Annotated in this window: 26 protein-coding genes and 1 riboswitch; of the genes, 12 read left to right on the plus strand and 14 right to left on the minus strand. The window is 74.4% G+C overall.

Annotated elements, in window-relative coordinates; genetic code table 11:
• Positions 1-41: 41 nt before the first annotated feature.
• From AB0G35_RS00125 to AB0G35_RS00150, 6 genes are all read left to right on the plus strand, one after another.
• The gene (locus tag AB0G35_RS00125) at positions 42-659 is read left to right on the plus strand and encodes a helix-turn-helix domain-containing protein (protein WP_360941134.1); all 618 of its coding nucleotides are present in this window, start codon (positions 42-44) and stop codon (positions 657-659) included.
• Between the two features lie 133 nt (positions 660-792).
• Complete coding sequence (locus AB0G35_RS00130) at positions 793-1,839, plus strand: DEDDh family exonuclease (protein ID WP_360941137.1); 1,047 nt, start codon at positions 793-795, stop codon at positions 1,837-1,839.
• 63 nt (positions 1,840-1,902) lie between these two features.
• Positions 1,903-2,136 (plus strand): hypothetical protein, encoded by a 234-nt coding sequence (locus AB0G35_RS00135; protein WP_077192103.1) that lies wholly within the window; start codon positions 1,903-1,905, stop codon positions 2,134-2,136.
• Positions 2,137-2,207: 71 nt separating this feature from the next.
• Positions 2,208-3,155, plus strand: coding sequence for an SURF1 family protein (locus tag AB0G35_RS00140; RefSeq protein WP_360941140.1), 948 nt, complete (start codon positions 2,208-2,210; stop codon positions 3,153-3,155).
• A 29-nt stretch (positions 3,156-3,184) separates the two neighbouring features.
• A complete protein-coding gene (locus AB0G35_RS00145) occupies positions 3,185-4,969 on the plus strand; it encodes a glycoside hydrolase family 15 protein (protein WP_360941143.1) in 1,785 nt (594 codons plus the stop codon).
• A 4-nt stretch (positions 4,970-4,973) separates the two neighbouring features.
• Complete coding sequence (locus tag AB0G35_RS00150) at positions 4,974-5,729, plus strand: SDR family oxidoreductase (protein ID WP_360941146.1); 756 nt, start codon at positions 4,974-4,976, stop codon at positions 5,727-5,729.
• A gap of 26 nt (positions 5,730-5,755) precedes the next feature.
• Here AB0G35_RS00150 and amaP read toward each other — a convergent pair whose 3' ends face one another.
• The 5 genes from amaP to AB0G35_RS00175 are packed head-to-tail and all read right to left on the minus strand — an operon-like array spanning position 5,756 to position 8,117.
• Entirely contained in the window at positions 5,756-6,361 is a 606-nt protein-coding gene (gene amaP / locus AB0G35_RS00155; RefSeq protein ID WP_360942031.1) for an alkaline shock response membrane anchor protein AmaP, read from the minus strand.
• A gap of 5 nt (positions 6,362-6,366) precedes the next feature.
• Entirely contained in the window at positions 6,367-7,026 is a 660-nt protein-coding gene (locus AB0G35_RS00160) for a DUF6286 domain-containing protein (RefSeq protein ID WP_360941149.1), read from the minus strand.
• Positions 7,023-7,415 (minus strand): hypothetical protein, encoded by a 393-nt coding sequence (locus tag AB0G35_RS00165; RefSeq protein ID WP_360941152.1) that lies wholly within the window; start codon positions 7,413-7,415, stop codon positions 7,023-7,025. Before AB0G35_RS00165 ends, AB0G35_RS00160 begins: the two co-directional genes overlap by 4 nt.
• A gap of 6 nt (positions 7,416-7,421) precedes the next feature.
• Positions 7,422-7,619, minus strand: a complete 198-nt coding sequence (locus AB0G35_RS00170; RefSeq protein WP_360941155.1) for a hypothetical protein — start codon at positions 7,617-7,619, stop codon at positions 7,422-7,424.
• Between the two features lie 36 nt (positions 7,620-7,655).
• On the minus strand, positions 7,656-8,117 hold the full coding sequence (locus tag AB0G35_RS00175) for an Asp23/Gls24 family envelope stress response protein (protein ID WP_360941158.1): 462 nt from the start codon (positions 8,115-8,117) through the stop codon (positions 7,656-7,658).
• 208 nt (positions 8,118-8,325) lie between these two features.
• On the opposite strand from AB0G35_RS00175, the gene AB0G35_RS00180 reads away from it, so the two are divergent.
• Positions 8,326-9,057, plus strand: coding sequence for a hypothetical protein (locus tag AB0G35_RS00180; protein WP_360941161.1), 732 nt, complete (start codon positions 8,326-8,328; stop codon positions 9,055-9,057).
• 92 nt (positions 9,058-9,149) lie between these two features.
• Here AB0G35_RS00180 and AB0G35_RS00185 read toward each other — a convergent pair whose 3' ends face one another.
• The 3 genes from AB0G35_RS00185 to AB0G35_RS00195 all read right to left on the minus strand — a co-directional run bounded on the left by AB0G35_RS00185 (position 9,150) and on the right by AB0G35_RS00195 (position 12,256).
• Positions 9,150-9,929, minus strand: coding sequence for an enoyl-CoA hydratase/isomerase family protein (locus AB0G35_RS00185; RefSeq protein ID WP_360941164.1), 780 nt, complete (start codon positions 9,927-9,929; stop codon positions 9,150-9,152).
• A gap of 113 nt (positions 9,930-10,042) precedes the next feature.
• Complete coding sequence (locus AB0G35_RS00190) at positions 10,043-10,264, minus strand: helix-turn-helix domain-containing protein (RefSeq protein ID WP_360941167.1); 222 nt, start codon at positions 10,262-10,264, stop codon at positions 10,043-10,045.
• A gap of 393 nt (positions 10,265-10,657) precedes the next feature.
• Positions 10,658-12,256, minus strand: coding sequence for an ABC-F family ATP-binding cassette domain-containing protein (locus AB0G35_RS00195; RefSeq protein WP_360941170.1), 1,599 nt, complete (start codon positions 12,254-12,256; stop codon positions 10,658-10,660).
• Between the two features lie 289 nt (positions 12,257-12,545).
• Here AB0G35_RS00195 and AB0G35_RS00200 point away from each other — a divergent pair, with 289 nt between their 5' ends.
• Complete coding sequence (locus AB0G35_RS00200) at positions 12,546-12,962, plus strand: VOC family protein (RefSeq protein ID WP_360941173.1); 417 nt, start codon at positions 12,546-12,548, stop codon at positions 12,960-12,962.
• A 34-nt stretch (positions 12,963-12,996) separates the two neighbouring features.
• Here the strand turns inward: AB0G35_RS00200 and AB0G35_RS00205 are convergent, their stop codons facing one another.
• The 3 genes from AB0G35_RS00205 to AB0G35_RS00215 form a co-directional block, all read right to left on the minus strand.
• Positions 12,997-14,484: a hypothetical protein gene (locus AB0G35_RS00205; protein WP_360941176.1), complete on the minus strand. Its 1,488-nt coding sequence runs from the start codon at positions 14,482-14,484 to the stop codon at positions 12,997-12,999.
• A 222-nt stretch (positions 14,485-14,706) separates the two neighbouring features.
• Positions 14,707-15,834 carry a hypothetical protein gene (locus AB0G35_RS00210; protein WP_360941179.1) on the minus strand — a complete coding sequence of 376 codons (1,128 nt, stop codon included), beginning with the start codon at positions 15,832-15,834 and terminating at the stop codon, positions 14,707-14,709.
• Positions 15,835-15,940: 106 nt separating this feature from the next.
• On the minus strand, positions 15,941-16,609 hold the full coding sequence (locus AB0G35_RS00215) for a class II aldolase/adducin family protein (RefSeq protein WP_360941182.1): 669 nt from the start codon (positions 16,607-16,609) through the stop codon (positions 15,941-15,943).
• 379 nt (positions 16,610-16,988) lie between these two features.
• Here AB0G35_RS00215 and AB0G35_RS00220 point away from each other — a divergent pair, with 379 nt between their 5' ends.
• Positions 16,989-18,272: an inorganic phosphate transporter gene (locus AB0G35_RS00220; RefSeq protein WP_360941185.1), complete on the plus strand. Its 1,284-nt coding sequence runs from the start codon at positions 16,989-16,991 to the stop codon at positions 18,270-18,272.
• 22 nt (positions 18,273-18,294) lie between these two features.
• Positions 18,295-18,531 carry a hypothetical protein gene (locus tag AB0G35_RS00225; protein WP_360941188.1) on the plus strand — a complete coding sequence of 79 codons (237 nt, stop codon included), beginning with the start codon at positions 18,295-18,297 and terminating at the stop codon, positions 18,529-18,531.
• Positions 18,532-18,582: 51 nt separating this feature from the next.
• Here the strand turns inward: AB0G35_RS00225 and AB0G35_RS00230 are convergent, their stop codons facing one another.
• From AB0G35_RS00230 to AB0G35_RS00240, 3 genes are read right to left on the minus strand one after another with little or no spacing between them, the layout of a single operon-like run.
• On the minus strand, positions 18,583-19,992 hold the full coding sequence (locus tag AB0G35_RS00230; RefSeq protein ID WP_360941191.1) for an extracellular solute-binding protein: 1,410 nt from the start codon (positions 19,990-19,992) through the stop codon (positions 18,583-18,585).
• A complete protein-coding gene (locus AB0G35_RS00235) occupies positions 19,989-22,658 on the minus strand; it encodes a caspase family protein (protein WP_360941194.1) in 2,670 nt (889 codons plus the stop codon). Before AB0G35_RS00235 ends, AB0G35_RS00230 begins: the two co-directional genes overlap by 4 nt.
• A 5-nt stretch (positions 22,659-22,663) precedes the next feature.
• Entirely contained in the window at positions 22,664-23,089 is a 426-nt protein-coding gene (locus AB0G35_RS00240; RefSeq protein ID WP_360941197.1) for a hypothetical protein, read from the minus strand.
• Positions 23,090-23,290: 201 nt separating this feature from the next.
• Positions 23,291-23,427: riboswitch (cobalamin riboswitch) on the plus strand.
• A 129-nt stretch (positions 23,428-23,556) separates the two neighbouring features.
• On the opposite strand from AB0G35_RS00240, the gene AB0G35_RS00245 reads away from it, so the two are divergent.
• Positions 23,557-24,543, plus strand: a complete 987-nt coding sequence (locus AB0G35_RS00245; RefSeq protein ID WP_360941200.1) for a cobalamin biosynthesis protein — start codon at positions 23,557-23,559, stop codon at positions 24,541-24,543.
• Positions 24,540-26,117, plus strand: a complete 1,578-nt coding sequence (locus tag AB0G35_RS00250) for a cobyric acid synthase (protein WP_360941203.1) — start codon at positions 24,540-24,542, stop codon at positions 26,115-26,117. The genes AB0G35_RS00245 and AB0G35_RS00250 overlap by 4 nt, the downstream gene beginning before the upstream one ends.
• Positions 26,118-26,128: the final 11 nt, after the last annotated feature.

Below are 26,128 nucleotides of genomic sequence, written 5' to 3' on the forward strand. Positions count from 1 at the left end.
GGCCTTGCGAACAAGGGAAGTTGACGGGATGGGTGAGGGTCATGACACGTACCGGACTGACCGGCGAGGAGGTGCTGGCGGCCGCCGCCCGGCTGGTGCGGGAGCACGGCCCGGCCGCGCTGACCATGCGCCGGCTCGCCACGGAACTGGGCACCGCCGTCACCTCCATCTACTGGCACGTCGGCAACCGCGAGTCCCTGCTGGACGCGCTGGTCGAGCGCACCGTCCGGGAGATGGGCGAGATCCGGCCCGCCGGACGCACCCCGCACGCCCGGATCGTCTCGGTCGGCCGGGCGCTGTACGCGGCGCTGCGCGAACGGCCGCAGCTGATCGCGATGGTGCACGAACGCGGCCTGACGGAGCGGATGTTCCTGCCCGCGCAGCAGGCGCTGGTCCGTGAGCTGCACGTCGCCGGGCTGCGCGGGGAGCCGGCCGCCGAGGCGGTCCGCGCGGTGCAGTTCCAGGTCGTCGGCTTCGTACTGGTCGAGCGGGCCCGCGAGCGGTCACCCGCGCAGCACCCGAGCGAGGGCGAACTGTGGGACTCCCCCGCCGCGGCACACGATCCGGCGCTGGCCCGTGCCCTGGCCGCACCGGCGGACGCGGAGCGGCTGTTCACGGTCGCGCTGGAGGCGCTGGTGTCGTCGCTGCTGCCGACCTGAGGGGGGATCGGACGGCGGGGGCGTCAAACCCGCGCCATCGGGCCGGATTTGCCCGGATGCAGGCCGTACGGGCGGGTTGCGGCGGCGGTACGGGTTCGGCCGGTGTCGGTGGGGGCCCGTATCCTCAGGGACCATGCTCGAAGACCGCATGGCAGCAGCCGACCCGATCGCGCCGAAGATCGGGCAGCAGCCGGGACCATCGACCCCACCGGGTCCGCCGGCTCCCTGGCCGTCCGGGTACCCCGAGGGGTACGCGGTGGTCGACGTGGAGACGACGGGCCTGGCACGGGACGACCGGATCATCTCCGCGGCCGTGTACCAACTCGACGCACACGGCGAGGTGCAGGACCACTGGTACTCCCTCGTCAACCCGCAGCGGGACCCGGGCCCGGTGTGGATCCACGGGCTCACCAGCGCGGTGCTCGCCGACGCCCCGCTCTTCGCGGACGTCGTCCCGGAGCTGTCCCGGCGGCTCGACGGCCGGGTGCTGGTGGCGCACAACGCCATGTTCGACTGGTCGATGATCGCCCGCGAGTACGCCCGCGCCGCGGCCGTCGCCCCGGTCCGCCAGCGGCTGTGCACCATCGCGCTGTCGAAGGAGCTGGGGCTGCCGCTGCCCAATCACAAGCTGGAGTCGCTGGCCGCCCATTACGGCGTCGTCCAGGAGCGCGCCCACCACGCGCTGGACGACGCCCGGGTGTTGACCGAGGCGTTTCGCCCCAGTTTGCGGCGGGCCGCCCGGGAGAACCTCCGGCTGCCGCTGCTGAGCTGCCAGCCGCTCACGGAGTGGTCGGACAGCCCCGCCCCCCGCCGGACCGCCGCCGCGTCGTCCTACCGCCCGTCCACCTGGCGGCCGTCCCGTAAGCGGCCGGCCTGCCCGTACCCCAATCCGGGGCGCTACGTCGAGGGCGGGCGGCTCGTCCAGGGGATGCGGGTCGCCTTCTCCGGTGACACCTCGGTGGACCGCGAGCTGCTGGAGGACCGGGCGATCGAGGCCGGCCTGCACGTCGCCACGAGCGTGTCCCGGCTGACCAGCCTGCTGGTCACCAACGACCCGGACGCCCGTACCTCCAAGACCGCCAAGGCCGCCGCGTACGGCACGGTCGTGATCGACGAGGCGGCGTTCATGCAGCTGCTGCAGGACGTCGCGCCGGCCGGGTCCGCGCCTGCGTCCGGGTGAAGCCCGCCCAACACGCCCGCCGGCGCCTCGCCCCGCACCCGCCCCGCCCGCACGCTGTGGCGCATGGCACGTTGTGAGGTCTGCGGAAACGATTACGGAATGACGTTCGAGGTGCACGCGCAGGGCGCGGTGCACGTCTTCGACTGCTTCTCCTGCGCCATCCACCGCATGGCGCCGATCTGTGAGCACTGCCGGGTCCAGATCATCGGCCAGGGCGTCGAGGCCGACGGCAAGTGGTACTGCGGGGCGCACTGCGCGCGGTCGGACGGGCGGGTGGGCATCGTCGACCGGGTGTGAGCGCGGGGCGGCGGCCGGCGCTCCAGGACCCGGCGCCGGGCGGCCGGACCGCCCCAGGTACCGTCGAAGCCGTGTACCGCTTCCTGTTGTCCCGGCAGTGGGTGATCCTCACCCTCGTGGGTCTCGTGCTGATCCCCGTCATGATCAAGCTGGGCTTCTGGCAGCTGCACCGCCATGAGCACAAGGTGGCGCAGAACCGGCTCATCGCGTCCAGCCTGGCCGCGAAGCCGGTCCCGGTGACCGACCTGGCCGCCCCCGGACGGGACCTGCCGCACCGCGACATGTGGCGCCCGGTGACCGCCACCGGCCGCTACGACACCGCCCACGAGGTCGTGGTCCGGCAGCGCACCGCCGCCGACGAACAGTCCATCGGCTACTACGTGCTCACCCCGCTGGTCCTCGCCAAGGGCGACGCCGTGCTGGTCAACCGCGGCTGGATCTCGGCGGGCAACGACCTCACCAAGTTCCCCCACGTCCCGCCGGCCCCCAAGGGCACGGTCACCGTCACCGGCCGGATGATGGCCGACGAGACCACCGCGGTCAGCGGCATCAAGGACACCAAGGGCCTGCCGCCCCGCCAGGTGATGCTGATCAACAGCAAGGAGCAGGCGGAGCGGACCGGCCGGACGATGCTCGGCGGCTACATCGAGCAGACCGCGCCCGAGCCGCCGGGCGGCACGCCGGAGCTGGTCCCCGAACCGGACCACGACTCCATCGGCCCGCACATGGCGTACGCGATCCAGTGGTGGCTGTTCGCCGCGGCGGTACCGGTCGGCTGGGTGGTGCTGGTGCGCCGGGAGCGCCGCGACCGGGTGAAGGCGGCCGAGGAGGCCGGGGCGGGACCGGACGGGTCGGGCACGGACGGGTCGGGCACGGACGGGGCAGGCACCGACGGGACGGGCACGGCGCCCGAAGTCCCCGGCACCGACGGCGCGGGCATGGCACCCGAAGTCGCCGCAACGGGGCGGGAGAACGGCGGCTCCGCCGGCGTAGCCCGGTCGGCCGTCAGCACCGAGTAGGGCGAGCGCACCGCGGGAAGGCGAGCTGCGTGCACCCACATATCGAGGACTACGCGCTCATCGGGGACCTGCAGTCCGCCGCGCTCGTCAGCCGCGACGGCTCGATCGACTGGCTGTGCCTGCCCCGCTTCGACTCGCCCGCCTGCTTCGCGGCCCTCCTCGGCGACAAGGACAACGGCCACTGGCGGCTGGCCCCGCAGGCGTCCGAGGCCCGCGCCCACCGCTCGTACCGCGGCGAGTCACTGATCCTCGACACCGTCTGGGAGACCCCGACCGGCCGCGTGAAGGTCACCGACTTCATGCCGCAGCGCGACGTCCAGCCCGATGTCGTACGGATCGTGGAGGGCCTCCAGGGCCGCGTCGAGATGCGCGGGACGCTGCGGCTGCGGTTCGACTACGGGCGGGTGGTGCCCTGGGTGCGGGCCACCGAGGGCTGCCGGGTGGCGATCGCCGGCCCGGACTCCGTATGGCTGCGCACCCCGGAGCAGAGCCACACCTACGGCAAGGACCTCAGCACCCGCTCGGACTTCACCGTCGCCGAGGGCGAGCGCACCGCCTTCGTGCTGACCTGGCACCCCTCGCACGAGCCGCGGCCGGACCAGATCGAGCCGTTCGGCGCGCTGGACGACACGCTGGAGGACTGGCAGGCCTGGGCCGCGCGGTGCCGCTACGACGGGCCGTACCGCGAGGCGGTGGTCCGCTCGCTGATCACCCTCAAGGCCCTCACCTACGCGCCCACCGGCGGTATCGTCGCCGCGCCCACCACCTCGCTGCCCGAGGAGCTCGGCGGGGTGCGCAACTGGGACTACCGCTACTGCTGGCTGCGCGACGCCAGCCTGACCCTGAACTCCCTGCTCTCCGCCGGCTATCTGGACGAGGCCGGCGCCTGGCGGGACTGGCTGCTGCGGGCGGTGGCCGGCGCCCCGGACGACCTGCAGATCATGTACGGGCTGGCCGGGGAGCGGCGGCTGCCGGAGTACGAGGTGCAGTGGCTGACCGGCTACTGCGACTCCGCGCCGGTGCGGATCGGCAACGGCGCCGTCGACCAGCGCCAGCTGGACGTCTACGGGGAGGTGCTGGACTCCTTCCACCTCGCCCGCACCGCCGGTCTGCCGGCCGAACCGCACGCCTGGAGCATCCAGCGGTCGCTGATGGAGTACCTGGAGTCCAACTGGCGCGACCCCGACGAGGGGCTGTGGGAGATCCGCGGGCCGCGCCGGCACTTCGTGCACTCCAAGGTCATGGCGTGGGTGGCGGCCGACCGGGCGGTCAAGGCCCTGGAGGCGAACCCGAAGCTGGGCGGCGATGTCGACCGCTGGCGGGCGATGCGCGACGAGGTGCACCGGGAGGTGTGCGAGCGGGGCTACGACGCCGAGCGCGGCACCTTCACCCAGTCCTACGAGACCCGGGACCTGGACGCGGCGACCCTGCTGATCCCCCGGGTGGGCTTCCTGCCCGGTGACGACCCGCGGGTGCGGGGCACCATCGAGGCGGTGCGCCGGGAGCTGACGCACGAGGGCCTGGTGCGCCGCTACACCACCGACGGGGGCTCGGTCGACGGGCTGCCGGGCGGTGAGGGCACGTTCCTGGTCTGCTCGTTCTGGCTCGCCGACGCGCTGCGGATGAGCGGCCGGCGGGACGAGGCGGCGCAGCTCTTCGAACGGCTGCTGTCGCTCCGCAACGACGTGGGGCTGCTCGCGGAGGAGTACGACCCGGCGGCCGGCCGCCAGCTGGGGAACTACCCGCAGGCGTTCAGCCACATCGGGCTGGTGGGGACCGCCTTCGGGCTGCTGGACGGGTCGGAGGCAGACTAGGGCCATGGATCTTGGACTCACCGACCGGACGTACCTCGTCACCGGGGCGACCCGTGGCCTGGGTTTCGCCACCGCCCGTGAACTCGTCGCCGACGGCGCGAACGTCGTGATCAGCGGACGCACCGAGGAGAGCGCCGCCGAGGCCGCCGCCGCGCTGGGCGACCGCGCCGTGGGGGTGGCGGCCGACAACGCCGCGGCGGACACCCCGGCCCGTCTGGTGGCGGCGGCCCGCGAGCGCTTCGGCCGGCTGGACGGCGTGCTGATCAGCGTGGGCGGGCCGCCGCCGGGGACGGCGGCGGCCAACACCGACGAGCAGTGGCAGGCGGCGTTCGAGTCGGTCTTTCTCGGCGCGGTGCGGCTGGCCCGGGCGGCCGCCGCCGAGCTGGACGAGGGCGGCGTGATCGGCTTCGTGCTGTCCGGCTCGGTGTACGAGCCGATCGCCGGCCTGACCGTCTCCAACGGACTGCGGCCCGGTCTGGCCGGTTTCGCGAAGTCGCTCGCCAACGAGGTGGGGCCGCGCGGCATCCGGGTCCTCGGTGTGCTGCCCGGCCGGATCGCCACCGACCGGATGACCCAGCTCGACGCGCTCTCCGGCGACCCGGAGGGCGCCCGGGCCCGTAACTCCGCAAAGATCCCGCTGGGCCGGTACGGCACGCCCGCGGAGTTCGGCCGGGTCGCGGCGTTCCTGCTGTCGCCGGCCGCGTCGTACGTGTCCGGAGTGATGGTGCCGGTCGACGGCGGGGCCCGGCACGGCTTCTGAGGGGCGGGCGGCGACCCGCCCCGGCCTCAAGTGACGCGTTCGGGGCGGTGCTTGACCTCGCGGAGCCGGACCTCGGCCGGCAGCCGGTCGAGCCCCGCCGAGCGCCGGGCGTGCGTCATCGTCTCGTCGGACAGCCGGCCGAGGACCTTGCCGGGGTCGGCGTGCGGGGCGAGCGCGAGGACCGCGCGGATGCGGGGGTCGGTGCGGCGGCCGGTGAGCCGTACGGTGGCCCGGTCGACGCCGTCCAGCGCCTCGGTCTCGGCGGTGAGCACCGCCTCCAGCGCCCGCCCGCGCAGCTCCGCGCCCTCGCCGTCGCCGCTGTCGACGAGGAGCTCGCCGAGCCGGTGGCGCCGGAACTGGGCCAGCAGCCACCACAGCAGGAGCAGCACGAGGACGGCCAGGCCGGCGATCACCACCGGCCAGAACCAGCCCTGGCCCGTCCAGCGGGTGCGCTGGTACGCGGTGAGCAGGACGTCGCCGGGATGGGACCAGGGCCAGCCGGCCGGCAGCCCGAGGTGCCAGGCCGCGGGCAGGTCCAGCCCGCCCAGCAGCACCAGCCCGCCGGCGCCGAACAGCACCACACCGATCAGGCCGAGGAGCACCCGGTTGGCCGTTCTGCGGGTCCGGCGCATCGCACTCACCTCTTCTTCGGACGCCGGACGTGCACGGTCAGCCGCGGCCTGTGGGCCAGGCCCAGCTGGTCGAGGCCCACGCCGAGTGCGGCGTCGAGGTCGGCGCGGACCTCGTCCAGTTCGCGGAAGTGGGAGACCGCCCGCGCCCTGGCCCGGTGCCGGCCGACGCTCATCCGTACCGACTGCACACCGGCGACCTCCATGGCGCGGTCGCGCAGGATCAGTGCGGCGGCCGGGCGGTCGAGGCCGGCCCGGACGTCCGGGGCCACCGGCCGCATCGGCAGCATCCGGCGCAGCCCGGGAGTGACGGCGAGCACGATCAGCCACAGGCCCACCGCCGCCACCAGCGCCGCGGCGGCCAGCACGTAGGTGTCGTCGAGGTGACGGGTGGCCAGTTCCCGGGCCAGCCACTTGCGCCAGACCATCGCGGAGCGGTCCGCGCGCACCGCGGCGACGTCGTAGAGGAGAAGGCCCGCGGCGGCCAGCAGCACGGCAGCGACCAGTGCGGCCGGGACCCGGCGGGACGACCAGAAACGACCGGTGCGGCCGCCGTCCGCGGCACCGGTGGCGGTGGCGCCGGTGGCGGAACGGGCCGATCCGCCCGGCGGCTTCTCCAGCGTGGGCAGCCGTCGGGTGTCCGCCGGCTCCGCGTCGTCGTCGCTCATCGCACCCTCTCCCGGCCCCGGCCCTCCAGCAGTGCGGAGTGCAGCCGCTCGACCTCCACGCCGACCTCGGGAACCGTCATGTTCGCCAACTCCGCCACACGCTCGGTCACCCGCCTGCGCACCGCAGCGCACTGCGCGCCGATGTCCGAGGGGTAGCCCAGCTCCACCGCGATCCGGACCCGCGCCTCGCCGAAGTGCGCCAGGTCCTCGCGGCGGTGGACGGTCACCGTGGCGTGCGCGTCCGTACGGTCCTGCGGGGATTCCGCGCGCAGCGCCTCGCGGGCGGACCGCGCGGCGATCTTCGCCACCACCCGGTCCGCGATCCGCGTCGCGCCCCGCTCGCCCGCCGGTACGTCAGCGGCAGCGGTGGGCGGGGACACCGTCGCCACCCCGGATCACCGCCGCCGTTCTTCGCGCTCGCCGGTGCGCGCGCGGAAGAACTCGCGGGCCTCCACGTCCCCGTCGAGGATCCGGCCCGCCACGAACCCGACCGCGCCCAGCGCCGCCACCAGTACGAACGCGCCGAAGCCGCCGAAGTATCCGGCGAAGCCCAGCGCCATTCCGGCCAGAAGACCGGCCACAGCCATGCTCATCGTGCGCTCCCTCGCTGCCACTCCGGACGGGCCCGCTCACTGGAGCCGGGGCTCCGCTCCCTCTTCTTCGTCCGATTCGTCGGGGAGCTTGACGTCGCTGACCGCGATGTTCACCTCGACGACCTCCAGGCCCGTCATCCGTTCCACCGCCGCGATGACGTTCTCCCGGACGTTGCGCGCGACCTCGGCGATCGCGACGCCGTAGTCGACCACGATCTCCAGGTCCAGCGCCGTCTGCACCTCGCCGACCTCGGCCTTCACCCCGCGGCTGGCGGTCGCCCCGCGGCCCCCGGCCGCGGGCACCCGCTCGCGGACCGCGCCGAACGTGCGGGCCAGACCGCTGCCCATGGTGTGCACGCCGACGACGTCCCGGGCCGCGAGGCCGGCGATCTTCTCCACGACGCCGTCGGCGATGGTGGTCCGTCCGCGGGTCGCGGGGGCACCGCCGCCGCGCTTGACCGGCGTCCTGGGTCCGTCCTCTTGCTGGCTCTCGGTCATCACCGTACGTCCCTTTCCGGAAAGAAGGGGATTAGATCCTCACTTTTCCGATTTCAGCCTGTTTCGCTCTCACCGTAGGCGCGGTCGGCCCCGGCCGCTCCGGGAATGCGGCAACGGAGTGCTCCCCCTGACGCCGTTCGCCGCACCGCCCTGCCGTACGGGCCGGTCTGCGGCAGGCTGGGGGCGGGGAAGCGAAAGGGGTGACGCGGTGGCCGGTGAGCAGTTGGCGCAGACGGTACGACAGCAACTCGGGATCGGCCGGGTGCTGCCACTGGGCGGGCCCGCGAACGGGTCCTGGATCACCGAACAGGCCGCCGCCGGCGCGCTGCGCGCGGCGCTCGGCACACCGGCCGGGGTGCGGCTCGGCACGCTGCGGCTCTCCGTCGCCGACCCGGCGCACGCCCCCGCCCCGGCGGTGCCCGCGCCGGCGAGCGCCCTGCCGCCGGGCCCGCTGCGGATCAGCGCCGAGTTCGCCGCGGTCGCCGACCGGCCGCTGCCCGCGGTCGCCGACCAGGTGCGGGCGGCGCTGCTGGAGACGTCGGTGCAGGGGCTGGGTCTGGTGGTGGCCGCGGTGGACCTGCGGGTGACGGGCCTGCTGGAGGAGGACGAGGCCGGCGCGGGCGGGGCGGAGCCGGCGCTCACCACCGTCCGCCCGGAGAAACCGCCCGTGACGGCCGAGCCGTCCGGTGCGGCCGCGGAGGGCCCGGAGGGCATCGCCGCCGCGGTGCTGGCGGTGTCCGGAGTGGCCCGGCTGGCGCCGGTGCTCGGCGGCCGGACCCGGGCGGTGCGGAGCACCGACGGTCATGTGCTGGTCCAGCTGGCCGTGGCGGCCGGCTACCGCGCGCTGGACGTCGCCGTCGCGGTCCGGGAGGCGGTGGCGTCCCTGGCGGACCCGCCGGAGACGGTCGCGGCGCTGGTCACGGCGGTGGAGCGGGACTGAGGCGGGAACCGGCGCGGGGACGGACGCGGCCCGGCCGGGTGCCGTGCGGCGGCCGGCCGGGCCGCGTCAGGACATACGTCGGCCTCGGTGTCCTAGTCGCCGACGCCGGCGAGGTCGCGCAGCCGGCGGGCCTGGGCGGCACGCTCGGCGCGGCGCTGCTCCTCGTAGGTACGGCCCGCGGCGCCCGCCAGCAGGGCCTTGGTCTCGATGACGGCGGCGCGCGGCGGCGCGAGCAGCGCGGCCGCCAGGTCCGCCACCGCGGCATCGAGTTCGTCCGCGGGCACGACGAGGTTGGCCAGGCCGATCCGCGCGGCCTCGTCGGCGTGCACGAACCGCCCGGTGGCGCAGATCTCCAGCGCCCGGGCGTAGCCGACCAGCCCGACCAGGGGGTGGGTTCCGGTCAGGTCCGGGACCAGCCCGAGGCTGGTCTCCCGCATGGCGAACTGGGCGTCCTGGGCGGCCACCCGCAGATCGCAGGCGAGCGCCAGCTGGAAGCCGGCGCCGATGGCGTGCCCCTGGACGGCGGCGATGGACACCAGGTCGTTCCGCCGCCACCAGGTGAACGCTTCCTGGTACTCGGCGATCGTGCCGTCCAGTGCGTCGTCCGCACCGCGTGCCAGATCGATGAACGACGGCTCGCCGTCGAAGCCTTCGGGCGTGAACGCCTGCCGGTCGAGGCCGGCGGAGAAGGACTTGCCCTCACCGCGCAGTACCGCGATCCGGACGTTGCCCGGCAGCAGCGAGCCCGCCTCGGCCAGCGCCCGCCACATGGCCGGCGACTGCGCATTGCGCTTGGCCGCATTGGCGAGGGTCACCGTGGCGATGTCGCCGTCCACGGTGAGCCGCACACCGTCCTTGTCGAGCAGAGTCATGAGGCGCCTCCGAGTCAGCCAGCCGCACGTGCGTGCGTAAGTGACTGAACGGTAACCTCCCGGCCGACGGGTCGGCCGACCGGGGGGACACCGCTGCTCCGGAGACGCGGCCGTCAGACCGCGGCGGCCTTCTTACCCCTTGTGGCTCCGCCGCGACCGCGCAGCACCACGCCGGATTCGGTGAGCATCCGGTGCACGAATCCGTAGGAGCGGCCGGTTTCCTCGGCCAGCGCCCGGATGCTCGCACCGGAGTCGTACTTCTTCTTCAGGTCTGCCGCGAGCTTCTCGCGCGCGGCGCCGGTCACCCGGCTGCCCTTCTTCAGAGTCTCGGCCACCCGTGCCTCCTCGTGGGAAGTGCGCTCTGGACTCTCATGATCACCCCTCCCCGGCTTCCTGGCCACCCATTCCGCAAGGCTTCTCCGACATCCTTCGCCGACGCGGGCCCGCTCAGAGCGGCCGGAATGTGCAATTCCGCTCTTCTCGCGGGCCGAGCGTCCGCCGATCAGGACGAGAAGTGGCAGGTCAGGTGGTGTACAGCCGAAAAGGGGCGCTCCGGGGCGGAGCGGACCGGGCGCCGCGCGCAGGCACGCCGGTGTATGAGCCGTTCTCACTCAGATGATGGATCACACGTCGGCCGAATGATCCAGACGGCATGATCCCTCCCGCCGTGAGCGCACCGCGGGAGGCCGCTACGCCCCGGCCCGGGGTCACCGGGCCGGGCGCCCGGATCAGGCCAGGGCGACCAGGTCCGCGTAGTCCTGGCCCCACAGGTCCTCGACGCCGTCGGGCAGCAGGATGATCCGCTCCGGCTGGAGCGCGTCCACCGCGCCCTCGTCGTGCGTCACCAGGACCACCGCGCCCGCGTAGGTGTGCAGCGCGCCGAGGATCTCCTCGCGGCTGGCCGGGTCGAGGTTGTTGGTGGGCTCGTCGAGCAGCAGCACATTGGCGGACGAGACCACCAGCGTGGCCAGCGCCAGCCGGGTCTTCTCGCCGCCGGAGAGCACCCCTGCGGGCTTGTCGACGTCGTCGCCGGAGAAGAGGAAGGAGCCCAGCGTCTTGCGGATGGCGACCAGGTCCATGTCCGGGGCGGCCGAGCGCATGTTCTCCAGGACCGTGCGGTCCGGGTCCAGGGTCTCGTGCTCCTGGGCGTAGTAGCCGAGCTTGAGACCGTGGCCCGGGCGGACCTCACCGGTGTCCGGCTGCTCGACGCCCGCCAGCAGCCGCAGCAGGGTGGTCTTGCCCGCGCCGTTCAGGCCCAGGATGACGACCCGGGAGCCCTTGTCGATGGCGAGGTCGACGTCGGTGAAGATCTCCAGGGAGCCGTAGGACTTCGACAGGCCCTCGGCGGTGAGCGGGGTCTTGCCGCACGGCGCCGGGTCCGGGAAGCGCAGCTTGGCGACCTTGTCGGCGACCCGCACCTCCTCCAGGCCCGAGAGCAGCTTCTCGGCGCGCCGGGCCATGTTCTGGGCGGCGACGGTCTTGGTGGCCTTGGCCCGCATCTTGTCGGCCTGGGAGTTGAGCGCGGCGGCCTTCTTCTCGGCGTTCGCCCGCTCGCGCTTGCGGCGCTTCTCGTCGGCCTCGCGCTGCTGCTGGTAGAGCTTCCAGCCCATGTTGTAGACGTCGATCTGGGACCGGTTGGCGTCCAGGTAGAACACCTTGTTCACCACGGTCTCGACCAGGTCGACGTCGTGCGAGATGACGATGAAGCCGCCGCGGTAGGTCTTGAGGTAGTCGCGCAGCCAGACGATCGAGTCGGCGTCGAGGTGGTTGGTCGGCTCGTCGAGGAGCAGGATGTCGGAGTCCGAGAAGAGGATCCGGGCCAGCTCGACGCGGCGCCGCTGACCGCCGGAGAGGGTGTGCAGCGGCTGGCCGAGGATGCGGTCGGGCAGGCCCAGGCTGGCCGCGATGGTCGCGGCCTCCGCCTCGGCCGCGTACCCGCCCTTGGTGAGGAACTCGGTCTCCAGGCGCTCGTACTTCTTCATCGCCTTTTCGCGGGTGGCGCCCTTGCCGTTGGCCATCCGGTCCTCGTTCTCGCGCATCTTGCGCAGCACGGTGTCCAGATCGCGGGCGGACAGGATGCGGTCGCGGGCGAGGACGTCGAGGTCGCCGGTGCGCGGGTCCTGCGGCAGATAGCCGACCTGTCCCGAGCGGGTGACCGTGCCGGAGGCGGGGATGCCCTCCCCCGCCAGCACCTTGGTGAGGGTGGTCTTGCCGGCGCCGTTACGGCCGACCAGGCCGATCCGGTCGCCCTTGGCGATGCGGAAGGAGGCGGATTCGATGAGGACGCGGGCGCCGGCGCGCAGCTCGATGCCGGAAGCGGTGATCACGGGAAAACTCCAGGGCAGGAAGACGGCGGATTGGACGGACGGTCCGAGAGCGGGCTGCGCCGTCTAATGAACCCAGAGGAGAACTGCCATGGGAGGCAGTCTAACGGGCCGGTGCAAGTAGTTTTTCCGGCCGCCCGGCGGGGGCGGGGGCCGGTCGCCCGCCCGGCGGGGCGCAGGCGACGCCGTGCGCTGCGGCGGCTTCCGCGAGCGGCGGGCGGGCGTTGTCGGTCCCCGGTGCAAGACTGTGATCCAAGACACAGGAAGCCGCTGAGGGAAGGACGTGATCACGATGTCAGGAACCCCGACGATGTACCCGACGGTGCTCTACCAGGACGCCCAGGCCGCCATCGCCCAGCTGACGAAGGCCTTCGGCTTCGCCGTCGGCGCGAAGTACGAGACCGAGGACGGCCTGGTGCTGCATGCCGAACTCTCCTACGGCAACGGCACGGTGATGGTGGGTTCGAAAGGGCGCGGCGGGGTCTTCGCCGAGGCGATGGAGGACGCCGGGCCGGTCGGCGTCTACGTCCGCGTCGAGGACACCGACGCCCACTACCGGCGCGCCGAGCGGTCGGACGTGGAGATCCTGCTGCCGCCCACCGACATGGAGTACGGCTCGCGGGAGTACCTCGCCCGGGACGCCGAGGGCAACGTCTGGAGCTTCGGCACCTACACCCCGGCCGTCGCCACCGCCGGTGCCGGGCCCTGACCCCCTGGTCCGGACCGGCACCGGCCGCCGGCGGTCAGGCCCCGCCGGTGTGCACCTGGAACGCCGCCCGGCGCACGGCCTTGGCGAGGGCCGGGTCGGGATGGGCCGCGGCCAGCGCGACCAGTACCTGGACGGTGCGCGGGTGGCCGACGGCGCGCACCTCTTCGAGGAGGCGGGGCACCGAGCCCTGGACCGCCGAGTCGAGGTGGCGCACCAGCAGCTGGGTCTCCCCGTGGTCGGCGACCGCCGCCGCGGTGTCCACCCACAGCCAGGTCGACTCCTCGCGGGTGAGCACGTCCGGCGCGGTCTCCGGGTCGCCGCCCTCGTGCTCGACGAGCCACAGCAGGGCGTACGGGCGCAGCACGGGCTCCTCGGCGGCGGCGCGTACGGCCTGTTCGGCGGGGGCGCCGACGGCTCGCAGCGCCTCGAAGGCCAGGCCGCGCAGCAGCGCGTCCTCGCCGCGGGCCACGGTCAGCAGTTCCTCGACGGCCGCGCCGACGGAGCGGGCGGCGAGCCAGGCGCGGTACTCGGCGCGGGCCGGTCCCGGGGTCAGCCGGGCGCAGCCGCGCAGCATCGCCTCCGCGGACTGCTCGATGTTGCCGGCCGGGCTCTGCGCGGCGACGCAGATCTGCTCCAGCTTGACCCACACCGACCAGTTGCCCAGCGCGGTGAGCTGCGCCTCGGCCGCGTCAGGTGCGTCCTGGTGGGCGCCGCCCTTGCCGGCACCCTCCAAAGGCATCAGCGCGCCGACGGTCAGCAGGGCGTCCAGTGCCCAGCCCAGGAGTTCGGCCAGCGACGCCCCCGCGGCGCCGTCGGCCGGGGCGGGTGCCGGGTGCGGGGCGCCTGGGGCGTCCGGCGCGCCGGGAGTGGCCGGGGTGTCCTGGCCGTAGGGGACCTCGCAGCGCTCCGTGCGCAGTTCGGTGACCCGCTGTTCGAGCATGTCGAGCAGGACCGGCAGCCGTACCGGCCCGGCGGACAGGTGCAGCAGGGAGAGCAGCTGCGGCAGCGCCTCGACGACCTCGGCGACGATCGCGGGGGCCGCGCCGGGCGGGGCGGGGCGGGCCAGCGACCAGGCGTCGAAGAGCGCGACCCAGCCGCGCAGCACGGCGGTGTCGTCGCGGTCCCAGGCGCGCAGCCGCCAGCCGGGGCGGACCAGGCCGTCGTGCAGCTCGATGAGTCCGGCGAGCCGGGCCAGGTCCCAGTCGGTGCGCACCTGCCGCGGCGTCAGGGCCAGCGCGTCCGCCGCGCGTTCCACCGCCGCCGGCGGCAGCGCGCCGTCCGGGCCGGCCCGCAGACCGCCGGTGCCGCCGGCCGCGCCGGTGCCGTCGGCCCAGCGGGCGAGCCGGGCCGCGCCGGCCAGCACGGCGCGGGCCTGGCGGGCCAGTTCCGCGGGCGGCGGGGTGCCCTCGGGCGGGCGGGGCGCCGGCCGCTTGGCCCGGGTTGTCACTGCCCGGCGGGCGGCCGCAACCGGTTGACGGGGGACGAGTCGGAGCCGGGAGTCGCGCGGAGTACGGGACGTCACAGGAGCAGTCTTGCCGCTGACGGCCCGAAAGCCCAATCGGAACCCGGCTTGCGATCTGGTGGGGCGCCGTCATCGCGCCGACCCATCCCGGATGGGGGGAGTTGTCCTTCCGTACGCCGGGGCGTCACCGGGCCGCCCGGGGCCGGGCCGGGCGTGGCCGCGGCGCATCCGGCGGCGCCCGGAGCAGCACCGGAAGCGGCACACCGGGCGCCGCACGGGGCCTCACATGAGGGGGATGAGGAAGCGGCGCAGGGCCTCCTCGTAGCCGGCCGGGTCGGCGTTCCACATCGCGGCGTGCGGGGCGTGCGGGACGGCGTGCAGGGTGACCAGGTCGGGGCGGCGGGCGGCGAAACCGCGGGAGGCCGCCCAGGGGGCGATCCGGTCGTCGGGGCCGTGGAAGATCAGGGTGGGCGCGTTGAGGGCGGCCGGGTCCGCGGCGTCGGCGGGCCGGTCGACGGGCATCCCGGTGACGCCCTCGGCGGCCCGGACGACGAGCGGCAGCAGGGCGCGCGGGACCCCCCGGGCGGCGGCCAGCGCGCGGACGGTGGTGTGCCGGTCGAGGACGGGCGAGTCCAGGATCAGTCCGCTGATCCGGTCGCGCAGCGCGGAGTGGGTGGCGGCGCGCAACGCCATGGTGGCGCCGACGGACCAGCCGTGCAGGACGACGTCGCGGGCGCCGTGGCGGACGGCGTAGCGGATCGCCGCGTCCAGGTCGCGCCATTCGCTGTCGCCGAGGTGGTTGATGCCGTCGGTGGTGCGCGGGGCGCCCGGGTCGTTGCGGTAGGCCAGGTCGAGGACGGGCAGCCGGTGGCGGTGCAGGAACGGCATGACCACCATGGGGTGTTCGCGGGTGGTGCCCAGGCCGTGCGCGGTGATGACCCAGGTGTCGCGGACGCCGGGGACGAACCAGGCGGGGAGCGGCCCGAGTTCGCCGGGCACGTCGACGTCCGCGCAGTCGAGGCCGAGGGCGTCGCGGGGGTTGCCGCTGTGCACCTGCGGGGTGAGCCGCATCCGCATGCCGGGCCGCAGGGTGCCGTGGGTGACCCGCTCCAGGCGGCGGACGACGGCGTCGGCGGGGTGCGGGGCGCCGTGGACGACGGAGCCGATCTCCGCGTGGCAGCCGGCGCCGCTCAGGCCGTAGGTGCCGGGTCGCAGGGACGCCAGGCTGCGGGTGAGGGCGATCCGCTCCTGGCCGGCTGAGTGCACGGTGAGCCGGGAGTCCCCCGGAAGGGGGTGGTCGGGGGATGGTTTCAGGGCAATGTTGCCGGCGTACCGGCCGACCGCCACGGCGGCCGCCCCGGCACCGGCCACGGTGAGGACGGCCACGGCCGCCGCGGTAACCGGACGCACCCCCTCAGTGTGGGCGGCGGCGCCGGGTGCGGCCACTCGGCCGAGTCGACGGGGTGACGGCGGGGCGGCGGCCCGCCGGCTGCGTCGGCCGCCGTCCCGGGTGCGGTCAGCCGCGGGCGCCGTTGGGCTGGCCGTAGCCGCGCAGCCGGGCGCCGGCCGCGTCGAGCTGCCCGGGTGACAGCACGGTGGGCGAGCAGCCGGGCACGGAGTGCGCGAGCAGCCAGACCCGGGACATCCACTCCAGCTGGGCGGTGCGGTCGAAGGCCTGGTCGAGGCTGTCGCCGTAGGTGAGGGTGCCGTGGTTCTGCAGCAGGCAGCCGGTGCGGTCGCGCAGCGCCTCCAGCATGTGGCCGGCGAGCTCGTCGCTGCCGTAGAGCGCGTAGGGGGCGACGCGGACCGGGCCGCCGAGCGCCGCGGCCATGTAGTGCACCGGCGGGAGCTCGGGGACGAGGGTGGAGACGGCGGTGGCGTGCGGGGCGTGAGTGTGGACGACGGCGGTGGCCGGGGTGCTGCGGTAGACCGCCAGGTGCATCGGGAGCTCGCTGGTCGGCCGGAGGGTGCCGATGATCTGGCGTCCTTCGAGGTCGACGGCGGTGGTGTCGCGGGGGCCGAGCCGGTCGTAGGGGACGCCGCTGGGGGTGACCAGGACCAGGTCCTTCAGGCGGCACGAGACGTTCCCCGAGGTGCCGACGACCAGGCCGTCGGCGACGGTTCTGCGGGCGGTGTCGACCAGGTCGCTCCAGGCGGCGGCGAGCTGGTCGGAACGGTCCTTCATGAGGTCCTCCGGCGCGGTGCGGCGAGTGCGGATGCAGTGCGCGCCACCGTACGAGCAGGCCGGAGAAGGGTACGCCGCGGGCCCGCCGGGCCGGTATCCCCCATATGGGGATACCTGGTGGACTGAGGGGGATTGGCCGGAGATCGACCGTCTTGCGCGACTGAGCCGTTACCTTCGCATTGTCATGCACGGCACGACCGGCCACGGACCGGCGTAGCCCAGGGACTTCACCAACGGGTGAGACGAAAGTGACGGCGGAGGCATCTCCGTGTGAACAGTGCGGGGGTGTCACCACCACGCCCGGCCCAGTTCACCTTCCGTTCACCCACCCTCCGTACGTTCCGAGCGACACTGACCTTCGAACTGATTGCCTGGGTGAATGGAACACATCACGCTTCTCATCGGGATCGTGATCGTCACGGCCTTGGTGTTCGACTTTACGAACGGCTTCCACGACACGGCCAACGCGATGGCCACCACCATTTCCACCGGGGCATTGCGACCCAAGACCGCGGTGGCGATGTCGGCAGTCCTCAATCTTGTCGGCGCGTTCCTCTCCGTCGAGGTGGCCAAGACCATCTCCGGCGGCATCATCGACGAAGCCTCCGGCATCAGACCGGAGGTGATCTTCGCCGGCCTGGTCGGCGCGATCGTCTGGAACCTGGTCACCTGGCTCGCCGGCCTGCCCTCCAGTTCCTCCCACGCGCTCTTCGGCGGCCTCATCGGCGCCACCCTGGTGTCCGTCGGCACCCACGGTGTGCACGGCGAGGCCGTGGTGATGAAGGTCCTGATCCCGGCGGTGGCCGCCCCGTTCGTCGCGGGCCTGGCCTCGATGGCGGCGACCCGGCTCACCTACCGCCTGGCCCGCGGCCGCGACGAGGCCGACACCGCCAAGGGCTACCGCGCCGGGCAGATCGCCTCGGCCGCCCTGGTCTCCCTCGCCCACGGCACGAACGACGCCCAGAAGACCATGGGCGTGATCACCCTCGCGCTGATCACCGGCGGGGTCGTCGCCCCGCACGCCGATCCGCCGCTGTGGGTCATCGCCTCGGCCGGTCTGGCCATCGCGCTCGGCACGTACCTGGGCGGCTGGCGGATCATCCGCACGATGGGCAAGGGCATCACCGACATCCAGCCGCCGCAGGGCTTCGCCGCCCAGACCGGCGCCGCGGCCACCATCCTGGCCTCCTCCCACCTCGGCTTCGCGCTCTCCACCACCCAGGTCTGCTCCGGCTCCGTGATGGGCTCGGGCCTGGGCCGCAAGGGCGGCGTGGTGCGCTGGTCCACCGCCGGCCGGATGGTCGCCGCCTGGGCCCTGACGCTGCCGGCCGCCGGTGCGGTCGCCGCGGGCGCCGCGTTCCTGACCGGTCAGGGCACCTGGGGCGTGGCCGCGGTGGCGATCCTCGCACTGGGCGTCTGCGGTGCGATCTGGGCCGCCTCCCGGCGCAAGCCGGTCGACCACACCAACGTCAACGAGGGCCCGGCCGCCGAACCGGTGGGCGTGGTGACCGCCGCGCTGCGCGCCGTCTCCCCTCCCCCGGCCGGCCACCCGGTCGCGCCGGCCGACACCCGGACCGACGCCGAGGTGCCGGCCCAGGCCGGCGCCACCGACACCCCCTCCCCCTCCGCCCCGCGCGCCCAGGCCGCGACGGTCACCCGCTAGCGGCTCTCACCTAAGGAACCCCATGACCATCGACTGGGCAGCTCTCGGCCAGGTCTTCGGCGTCACCCTCGTGGTGACGGTCGGCCTGGTGGGCCTCTTCACCGTCGGCATCGTCGGCACCTCCCGCAAGCCGGTCCAGGAGGGCGAGGCGGCGGCCGTGACCGCGCCCGGGACGGGCGCGCGGACCGGTGCGCTGGTCGCCTTCGCCCTGTGCGCGGCGGCGGTGGCCTACGGCATCTATCTGATCGTCGCCGGCTGACGGCGGACGACGGCAGGACCGACGGCGCGAGGCGTCCGGGGGGGCACGGCTTCAGCCGTCCTCCGCCGGGCGCCTCGTCCGTTGTGCGCCCCGCCCGCTGAGCGCCTCGTCCGCCTCGCGGGCCAGCTCGTCGGCGATGGCCGTACCGCCGGGGCTGGCCAGGTACTCCGAGACCCGGATCTGCACGACCTTGCTGAAGGTCTGGTAGTGCGCGCTGCGCGGGCGCGGTGCGGCCGCCAGCAGCGCCGCGTACAGCGTCCTGGTGTACGGCGGCTCCTGGTCCGGCCAGGGCTGCCCGGCAGCGCCGTGCTCGCCCCGCTCGGGCGGCAGCGGGCAGACCGGCGCCTTGCCCGCCCGCCGGTACGCCGAGTCGCGGGTGGCCGCGAATCCCCGTTCCAGCAGACAGCGTTCACCGGCCGGACCGGTCAGCGCCTCGATCAGCGCGCGGGCCCCGTCCGGCCGCTTGCTGCCGGCGGAGATCGCGAGGTTCTGCCCGCCCAGGACGGACATCCGCTTGCCGTCGGCGGGCCGGGCCGGCAGCTCGGCGACGTCGAACTTCTCGCCGGGGGTGAGCTTCTCGGCGACCGAGGCGTACTCCACCGGCCAGTTCCGCATGAACAGCGCCCGGCCGTCGGCGAACCAGCGGCGGCTCTCCGTCTCGTCCATCGTCGTGGCCGCGTGCGGCATGATCGTGTCGAGCCGGTTCTTGAGGTCCGCGACGCCCAGTTGGAGGGCGCCGACCTGCTCGCCCTTGGTGAAGCTGGTGGCGTCCGGGTCGCCGCCGTTGGCCCAGGCGGACTCCAGGGTGTTGACGGTCAGTCCCTCGTAGGGCCGCAGCTGGGCGACCATGCCGTACATCTTCTTGTCCTCGGGGACCTTTCCGTCCTTGGCGGTGCGGGCGAGCGCGCGGTTGTACGCGCCGGTGACCGCGACGGCCAGGTCCTTCAACTGGCCCCAGTTGGTGGGCGGTTGGGGATGGCGGCCGTACTTGGCGAGGATGTCCTTGCGGTAGTAGAGCAGGCCGGCGTCGGTGTTGAAGGGGACGGCCCAGACCTTGTCGTCGTACTCGACGGTCTTGACCACGCTGTCGAGGAAGTCGCCGTCCAGGCTCGTGCCCCAGGGGCGGATGACGCCCGCCTCGGCGAACTCCGCGGTCCAGGCCACGTCGAGGTTGAGCACGTCGTAGGCGCCGCTGCCGGACTGGCCGGCGGCCAGCAGCTGACTGCGCTGGCCGTCGGCGGTGTCCGGCAGCTTGACGATCCGCACCGAACGGCCGGTGCGCCGCTCGAAGTCCCGGATCAGGGCCTGGCGGACGCCGGTGCTGCTGAGGTCGCTGCCGGTGGCCAGGACGATCGGACCCTTCTCGGGTCCGGGTCCGGGACCGGAGGTGCAGCCGGAGACCGCCGCGGTCAGCGTCAGGGCGAGCGCGGCGGCCGGCCAGGTGGTACGGCGGTTCCTCACCGGTCCTCCTTGCCCGCGGTGCCGATCGACGCGATCAGACCGGCCAGCAGATCGGGTGCCTGGGGGCCGCCGGGCACGCACTGCCCCCGCGAGGCGCCGGCCAGCCCCTGGAGGGTGAAGGTGTCGCAGCCGGCCTTGTCCAGCACCAGCGTCAGCACCGGCACCGCGGGCTTCTCCTTCAGCAGCGCGGTCAGCCGCTGCTCGACACCGGCCGCGCGCCGCGACCTGCCGTCGTCCTCGTCCATGATCAGCACGATGGCCTGGTTGCTGCCGGACGACTTCTTCATCTCCCGTACGGCGGCGGTCAGCGCCTCCTCCATCGCGGCGCCGTGGTCGACGAGTTCGCCCTTGGCGATCCGGTCCAGGGCGGCCTTGCCGGGTGCCGGAACGGCCGTGCCCAGCGGGACGACCCGGCGCACCGCGTCCGGATCGCCGGGGTGGGCGCGGTCGGGGAAGGTCCACAGGCCGTAGGTGTGGCGGTCGCCGACCATTTCCAGGGCGCGGCCGGCGGCGCCGAGGGCGACCGGGAGCTTGCCGCCGTCGGCCATCGAGGTGGAGGTGTCCATGAGGATCAGCAGCCGGCTGGGCTTCTGCGCCTTGTCGTAGCCGTCCAGCACCCGGGCGACCTGGTCGGTGCCGGCCGTGAAGCGGTTGACCGGGGCGTCGAGGTCGGCGTTGGCGCGGCTGCTGCGCAGCGGGGAGCCCGGCGCGGGTGCGGGGTCCGTGCCGTCCTCGCCGGGGACCGGGCGGTAGCCCTGCGCGCTGAGGACCGGCCGGCCGCCGTCCGGGGCGCGCAGCCAGTCGGCGAAGCGGTCGACCGCGGCCCGGCGGGCGGTGGCGTCCGTGGTGCCGCGCCAGTCGACGCGGATCAGCGGGTGGTCGAGCGCGGGGACGTTCTTGGGGTAGTACGCGACGTACCGGTCGCGGGGGGCGAGCGGGCCGTCCAGGGCGGGGCAACTGCCGATCGCACGGCCGAGGTTGTAGTCGGCCAGGGACTTCTCGGAGACCAGCGGTGCCGAGCGGTCGCCACGGCCGCCGCCGGCGGGGGCCTGGGCGGCGGCCGGGGCGGCGGCGTCCGGGGCGGCGGCCGGGCGCAGCGAGCACAGCAGCTCGGTGCTGTCCGCGTACTGGCTGCCCGGGGCGGAGAGCCGCTGCTCGGCGCCCTCGGCGAGGGCCGGGTCCGGGGAGCCGGAGGAGCCGATGCGCGAGCCGTCGTTGGCGAGGTAGAGGCCGATGGTGTGCAGCAGGCCGGTGCCGGAGAGCACCGGGCTGGGGCGCAGCAGTTTCAGGTCCTGGTGGCCGCTGTCGGTGCCGGTGAGCAGGTCCTGCCAGGAGGCGCCGACCCGCCGGACGTCGTCCAGCCGCTTTCCGGCGGGGATGCCGACGACCAGCGGGCTGTAGGCGACCGGGCCGGTGTTGTGCAGGGTCGCCGGGGAGCCCTTCGCGGGCATGCCGCGGCGGGCCTCGTCGTAGTCGGCGGTGGATTCGGGGATCCACAGGTCGGGTTGCGGGCCGGGCCGGTAGAGCGGATCGGTGCCCTTGTCGTCCTGCCGGCCCTGGCCGGTGCCGCGGGCCTCGCCCTGCCAGCGGCCGGCGGCGGCGAAGCCCTGGTCGGTCTGGTCCTTGGCGGCGGAGTAGACGGTGATCTGGGCGCGCCGGCAGCCCGCCGGGAGGTCGCCCTCGCCCGGCAGCGGGCGGGTGTTGGCCTCGGACATCTCGTAGTCGAACGCGGCCCGGCGCAGGGTCGGTTCGGCCTCCGGCGCGGTGAGCAGCCGCAGTTCGAGGGCGGGCGGGCAGTCCGGCAGCGGCTGCAGCAGGTGCCGTACGACGAGCCCGGCGGCGATCAGGGCCAGGGCGGTGACGAGCGCGAGCAGCAGCTTCAGGCGGGGCCGGAGGTGCTGGTTGAACCAGCGGCGTAAGCGGACCCGCGGCGGGGTCGGCAGCCGCGCCTCGGGGGTGGCGAAGGACAGCACGACGTCGTCGACGGTGTTCTGCTTCGCCGACCGGGGCTCCCACACGTCGCCCATCGGCGTCCGCTCACCGGCGAGCCGGACCCGCAGTTCCCGTACGAGGTCCTCGAAGGTGACGAACCGGCGTCCGGGGATGCCGTTTTCGAGGATCTGCACCAGCGCGCGGGTGAAGACGGTGCCGCCGGCCGGTTCCTCCCCGCTGAAGATCCGGCGGTTGGGCTGCGCGGCCATCAGCAGCGACATGGGCTTGCGGTGGGAGTGGAAGGCGCCGCCGGCGTTGCCCGCGTAGCAGGACTCCAGGACGATCACGATGCGTTCGGCGCGGGCGCTGTCGAGGCAGGAGAGCACCGCGTCCTGCCAGGAGACGGTGGTGTGGCTCTGCCGGGGCACCGAGGCGCCGACCATCAGCTGCAGGTCGCCGCCGTCGCTGCCGACCCAGCCGTGGCCGGAGAAGTACACCAGCAGCAGTCCGCGGGCCTCGTCGGCGGCGGCCTTCAGCGCCTGGCTCAGTTCCCAGGGCTCGGCCGGGCGGCAGAGGGTGACCTCCTCGGCGGTGAACAGGTCGGTGGCGGTGAGGGCGCGGCGCAGCTCGGCGGGGTTGCCCTCCACCGCGGGCAGTCCGTTGAGCGTGGCGTAGTCGTGGACACCGATCAGCAGCGCCCGGTTGATCTTTCCCCGCGCGTCGTATTCGGACATCCGGGTCAGTCCTCGCCGGTGCTGCCGCTCTCGTGCGTCGGGTTGCCGGGATCGGGGCGCCCGGGGCCGCCGTCGCCGATGATCTCGACGGCGGGCTCCTCGCCGGCGGAGCGCTCCTCCCGGCGGCGCCGCAGCCATTCCCGCAGGGCGATGCCGAGCCCCTTGGTGACCTCGGCGGCCATCGCGCCGACGATGACCAGGATCAGGTCGTCCACGCCGACGGCCATGTCGGCGGGGCCCGGTTCGCCCCCGTCGTCCGTGGTGTGCGGGGGCTGCGGCCGGTGTTCCCAGGCGTGGTCCCGGCGGTTCAGCCAGGGTTCGCGCTCCAGCCAGGCCCGGAGGTCGTCGAGGTCCTGCTGCGGATTGTCCGTCCCGGTGACCCTGAGGCGGATCTCCTGACGGTCCTCGTGATGGTCGGCGTGCTCCGGCATCCCCCAGCCCCCTTCCGGCGGCCCCTTCGCCGCCGTGCACCAGATAGTGACGTGGAATCAGGGACCGGGGCAACCGTCCGTGACGCCACCACCACCCTGTGGCGTGCGCCACAGGACCTGCTGCGGGGCAGCGCCGCAGGTCAAGGGCGAGTTGACGGGCCTCGCGGACCGTGGTGGACTGCCGGGGCCAATCGGCGACAGATGAGGAAGTCCGGTGAGAATCCGGCGCGGTCCCGCCACTGTCACCGGGGAGCGTTCCTCCGAGGAGGGCCACGGTCCGTACGGAACGTACGGACGGGAAGGCCGGGGGACACGCCGATCCGGGAGCCAGGAGACTCTGGTCGCCGTCACGTCGAGCCAGGGCGAGGACCCTGAGTGAGGACATACCGCCATGCCCGGCCGCCCGCCCCGATCCCCACTTCCCGCTGCCGCAGGGCCCCTTCGAGGACTGACGGCGGCCTGATCCGATGCGCGGCGAACACGCGGGATACGCGTGCGGCGCGGCCCTCGGCTTCCTCGGCGACCTGATCGTGGCGGACCCCCGGCGCGGCCACCCGGTGGCCGCCTTCGGCCGGGCCGCCGCCGCCGTCGAACGCCGGCTGTGGCGCGACCACCGGGGTCACGGCGCGGTCCATGCCGTGCTGTGCGCGGGCGGTGCGGCGGCCGGCGCGGCGCTGCTGGAGCGGGCCGTACGGCACCGCCGCGGCGCCCGGGTGGCGCTCACCGCGGCCGCCGTGTGGGCGGTGCTGGGCGGCACCTCGCTGGGCCGGGAGGCGCGGGCCGTCGGCGGTGCGCTGGAAGCGGGCGATCTGGACGTGGCGCGGGAGCGGCTGCCGCATCTGTGCGGGCGCGACCCGCAGGCCCTGGACGGGCCGCAGATGGCCCGGGCGGTGGTGGAGTCGGTGGCCGAGAACACCTCGGACGCGGTGGTCGGCGCCCTGGTGTGGGGTGCGTTCGGCGGGGTGCCCGGCCTGGTGGCGTTCCGGGCGGTGAACACCCTGGACGCGATGGTGGGTCACAAGTCTCCGCGCTACCGCCGGTTCGGCTGGGCCGCGGCCCGGCTCGACGACGTCGCCGGCTGGCCCGGTTCCCGGCTGACCGCCGCGCTGGCCGTGCTCGCGGGCCCCGACCGGCGCGGTGCGCTGCGGGCCTGGCGGGCGGACGGCGGGGCGCACCCGAGCCCCAACGCGGGCCCGGTGGAGGCGTCGTTCGCGGGCGCACTGGGCGTACGGCTGGGCGGCACGCTGGCGTACGGCGGGCGGGTGGAACACCGTCCGGTGCTGAACGGCGCGGCGCGGCCGCCCGCGGTGGCGGACATCGATCGGGCGGTGCGGCTGTCGCGGCGGGTGAGCGCGCTGGCGCTGGTGGCGACGGTGACGGGACGGCTGGCGGCGGGCGCGGTACGGCGCAAGGCCGCGGGCAGCAGGGGCACGAGCGGGAGGAAGCGCCGGTGAACGGGCAAGGCGGGACGGCCGGGGGGCTCGGCGGCGGGCTGCTGGTGGCCGGTACGACGTCCGACGCGGGCAAGAGCGTGGTGACGGCGGGGATCTGCCGCTGGCTGGTCCGGCAGGGCGTGAAGGTGGCGCCCTTCAAGGCGCAGAACATGTCGCTCAATTCGTTCGTCACCCGCGAGGGCGCGGAGATCGGCCGGGCGCAGGCGATGCAGGCCGCCGCCGCCCGGGTCGAACCGACCGCGCTGATGAATCCGGTCCTGCTCAAGCCGGGCGGCGACCGCAGCAGCCAGGTGGTGCTGCTGGGCAAGCCGGTGGGTGAGCTGAGCGCGCGCGGGTATTTCGGGAGGCCCGGGGGGTCGTCCCCCGGGGAGACGCAGTACGCGGGCGGGCGGGAGCAGTTGCTCGGCACCGTCACCGACTGCCTCGCCGAGCTGCGCCGCACCCACGACGCCGTCATCTGTGAGGGCGCGGGCAGCCCCGCCGAGATCAATCTGCGGCGCACCGACATCGTGAACATGGGCATCGCCCGGGCCGCCCGGATCCCGGTCGTGGTGGTCGGCGACATCGACCGCGGCGGCGTCTTCGCGTCCTTCTTCGGCACCACGGCGCTGCTGTCCAAGGAGGACCAGGCGCTGGTCGCGGGATACCTCGTGAACAAGTTCCGGGGCGATGTGACGCTGCTGGAGCCCGGTCTGGACATGCTGCGGCGGCTGACCGGGCGGCCGACGCTGGGCGTGCTGCCGTACGCGCACGGCCTCGGCATCGACGAGGAGGACGGCCTGAGGGTCTCCCTGCGCGGTGCGGTGCGCGAGAGCGTGGTGGCGCCGCCGCACGGCGCGGACGTACTGCGGGTGGCGGTCTGCGCCGTCCCGCTGATGTCGAACTTCACCGACGTGGACGCGCTGGCCGCCGAACCGGGCGTGGTGGTGCGGTTCGTGGACCGGCCGGAGGAACTGGCCGACGCGGACCTGGTGGTGCTGCCGGGCACCCGCGGCACGGTCCGCGCCCTGCGGTGGCTGCGCGAGCGCGGCCTGGCGGACGCGGTCGCCCGGCGGGCCGCCGAGGGCCGCCCGGTGCTGGGCATCTGCGGCGGCTTCCAGATACTCGGCGAGCACATCGACGACGAGATCGAGTCGAAGGCGGGCGCGGTCGAGGGCCTCGGGCTGCTGCCCGTACGGGTCCGCTTCGCGGCGGAGAAGACACTCGCCCGGCCGGTGGGCCAGGCGCTCGGCGAGCCGGTGGAGGGCTACGAGATCCACCACGGGGTCGCCGAAGTGACCGGCGGGGACGAGGAGTTCCTCGACGGATGCAGAGTGGGTTCCGTATGGGGCACGCACTGGCACGGCTCGCTGGAGAGCGACGCCTTCCGCCGGGCCTTCCTGCGCCGGGTGGCCGCGGACGCCGGGCGGGCCTTCGTCCCGGCCCCCGACACCCGCTTCGGCGCGCTGCGCGAGGAGCAACTGGACCGGCTCGGCGATCTGATCGAGGAGCACGCGGACACCGACGCGCTGCTGCGGCTGATCGAGAAGGGGGTGCCGGAGGGGCTGCCGTTCGTGCCTCCGGGGGCGCCATGAGGGGTACGCAA

This window comes from Streptomyces sp. NPDC021749, from assembly GCF_040640655.1.
Taxonomy (GTDB): Bacteria; Actinomycetota; Actinomycetes; order Streptomycetales; family Streptomycetaceae; genus Streptomyces.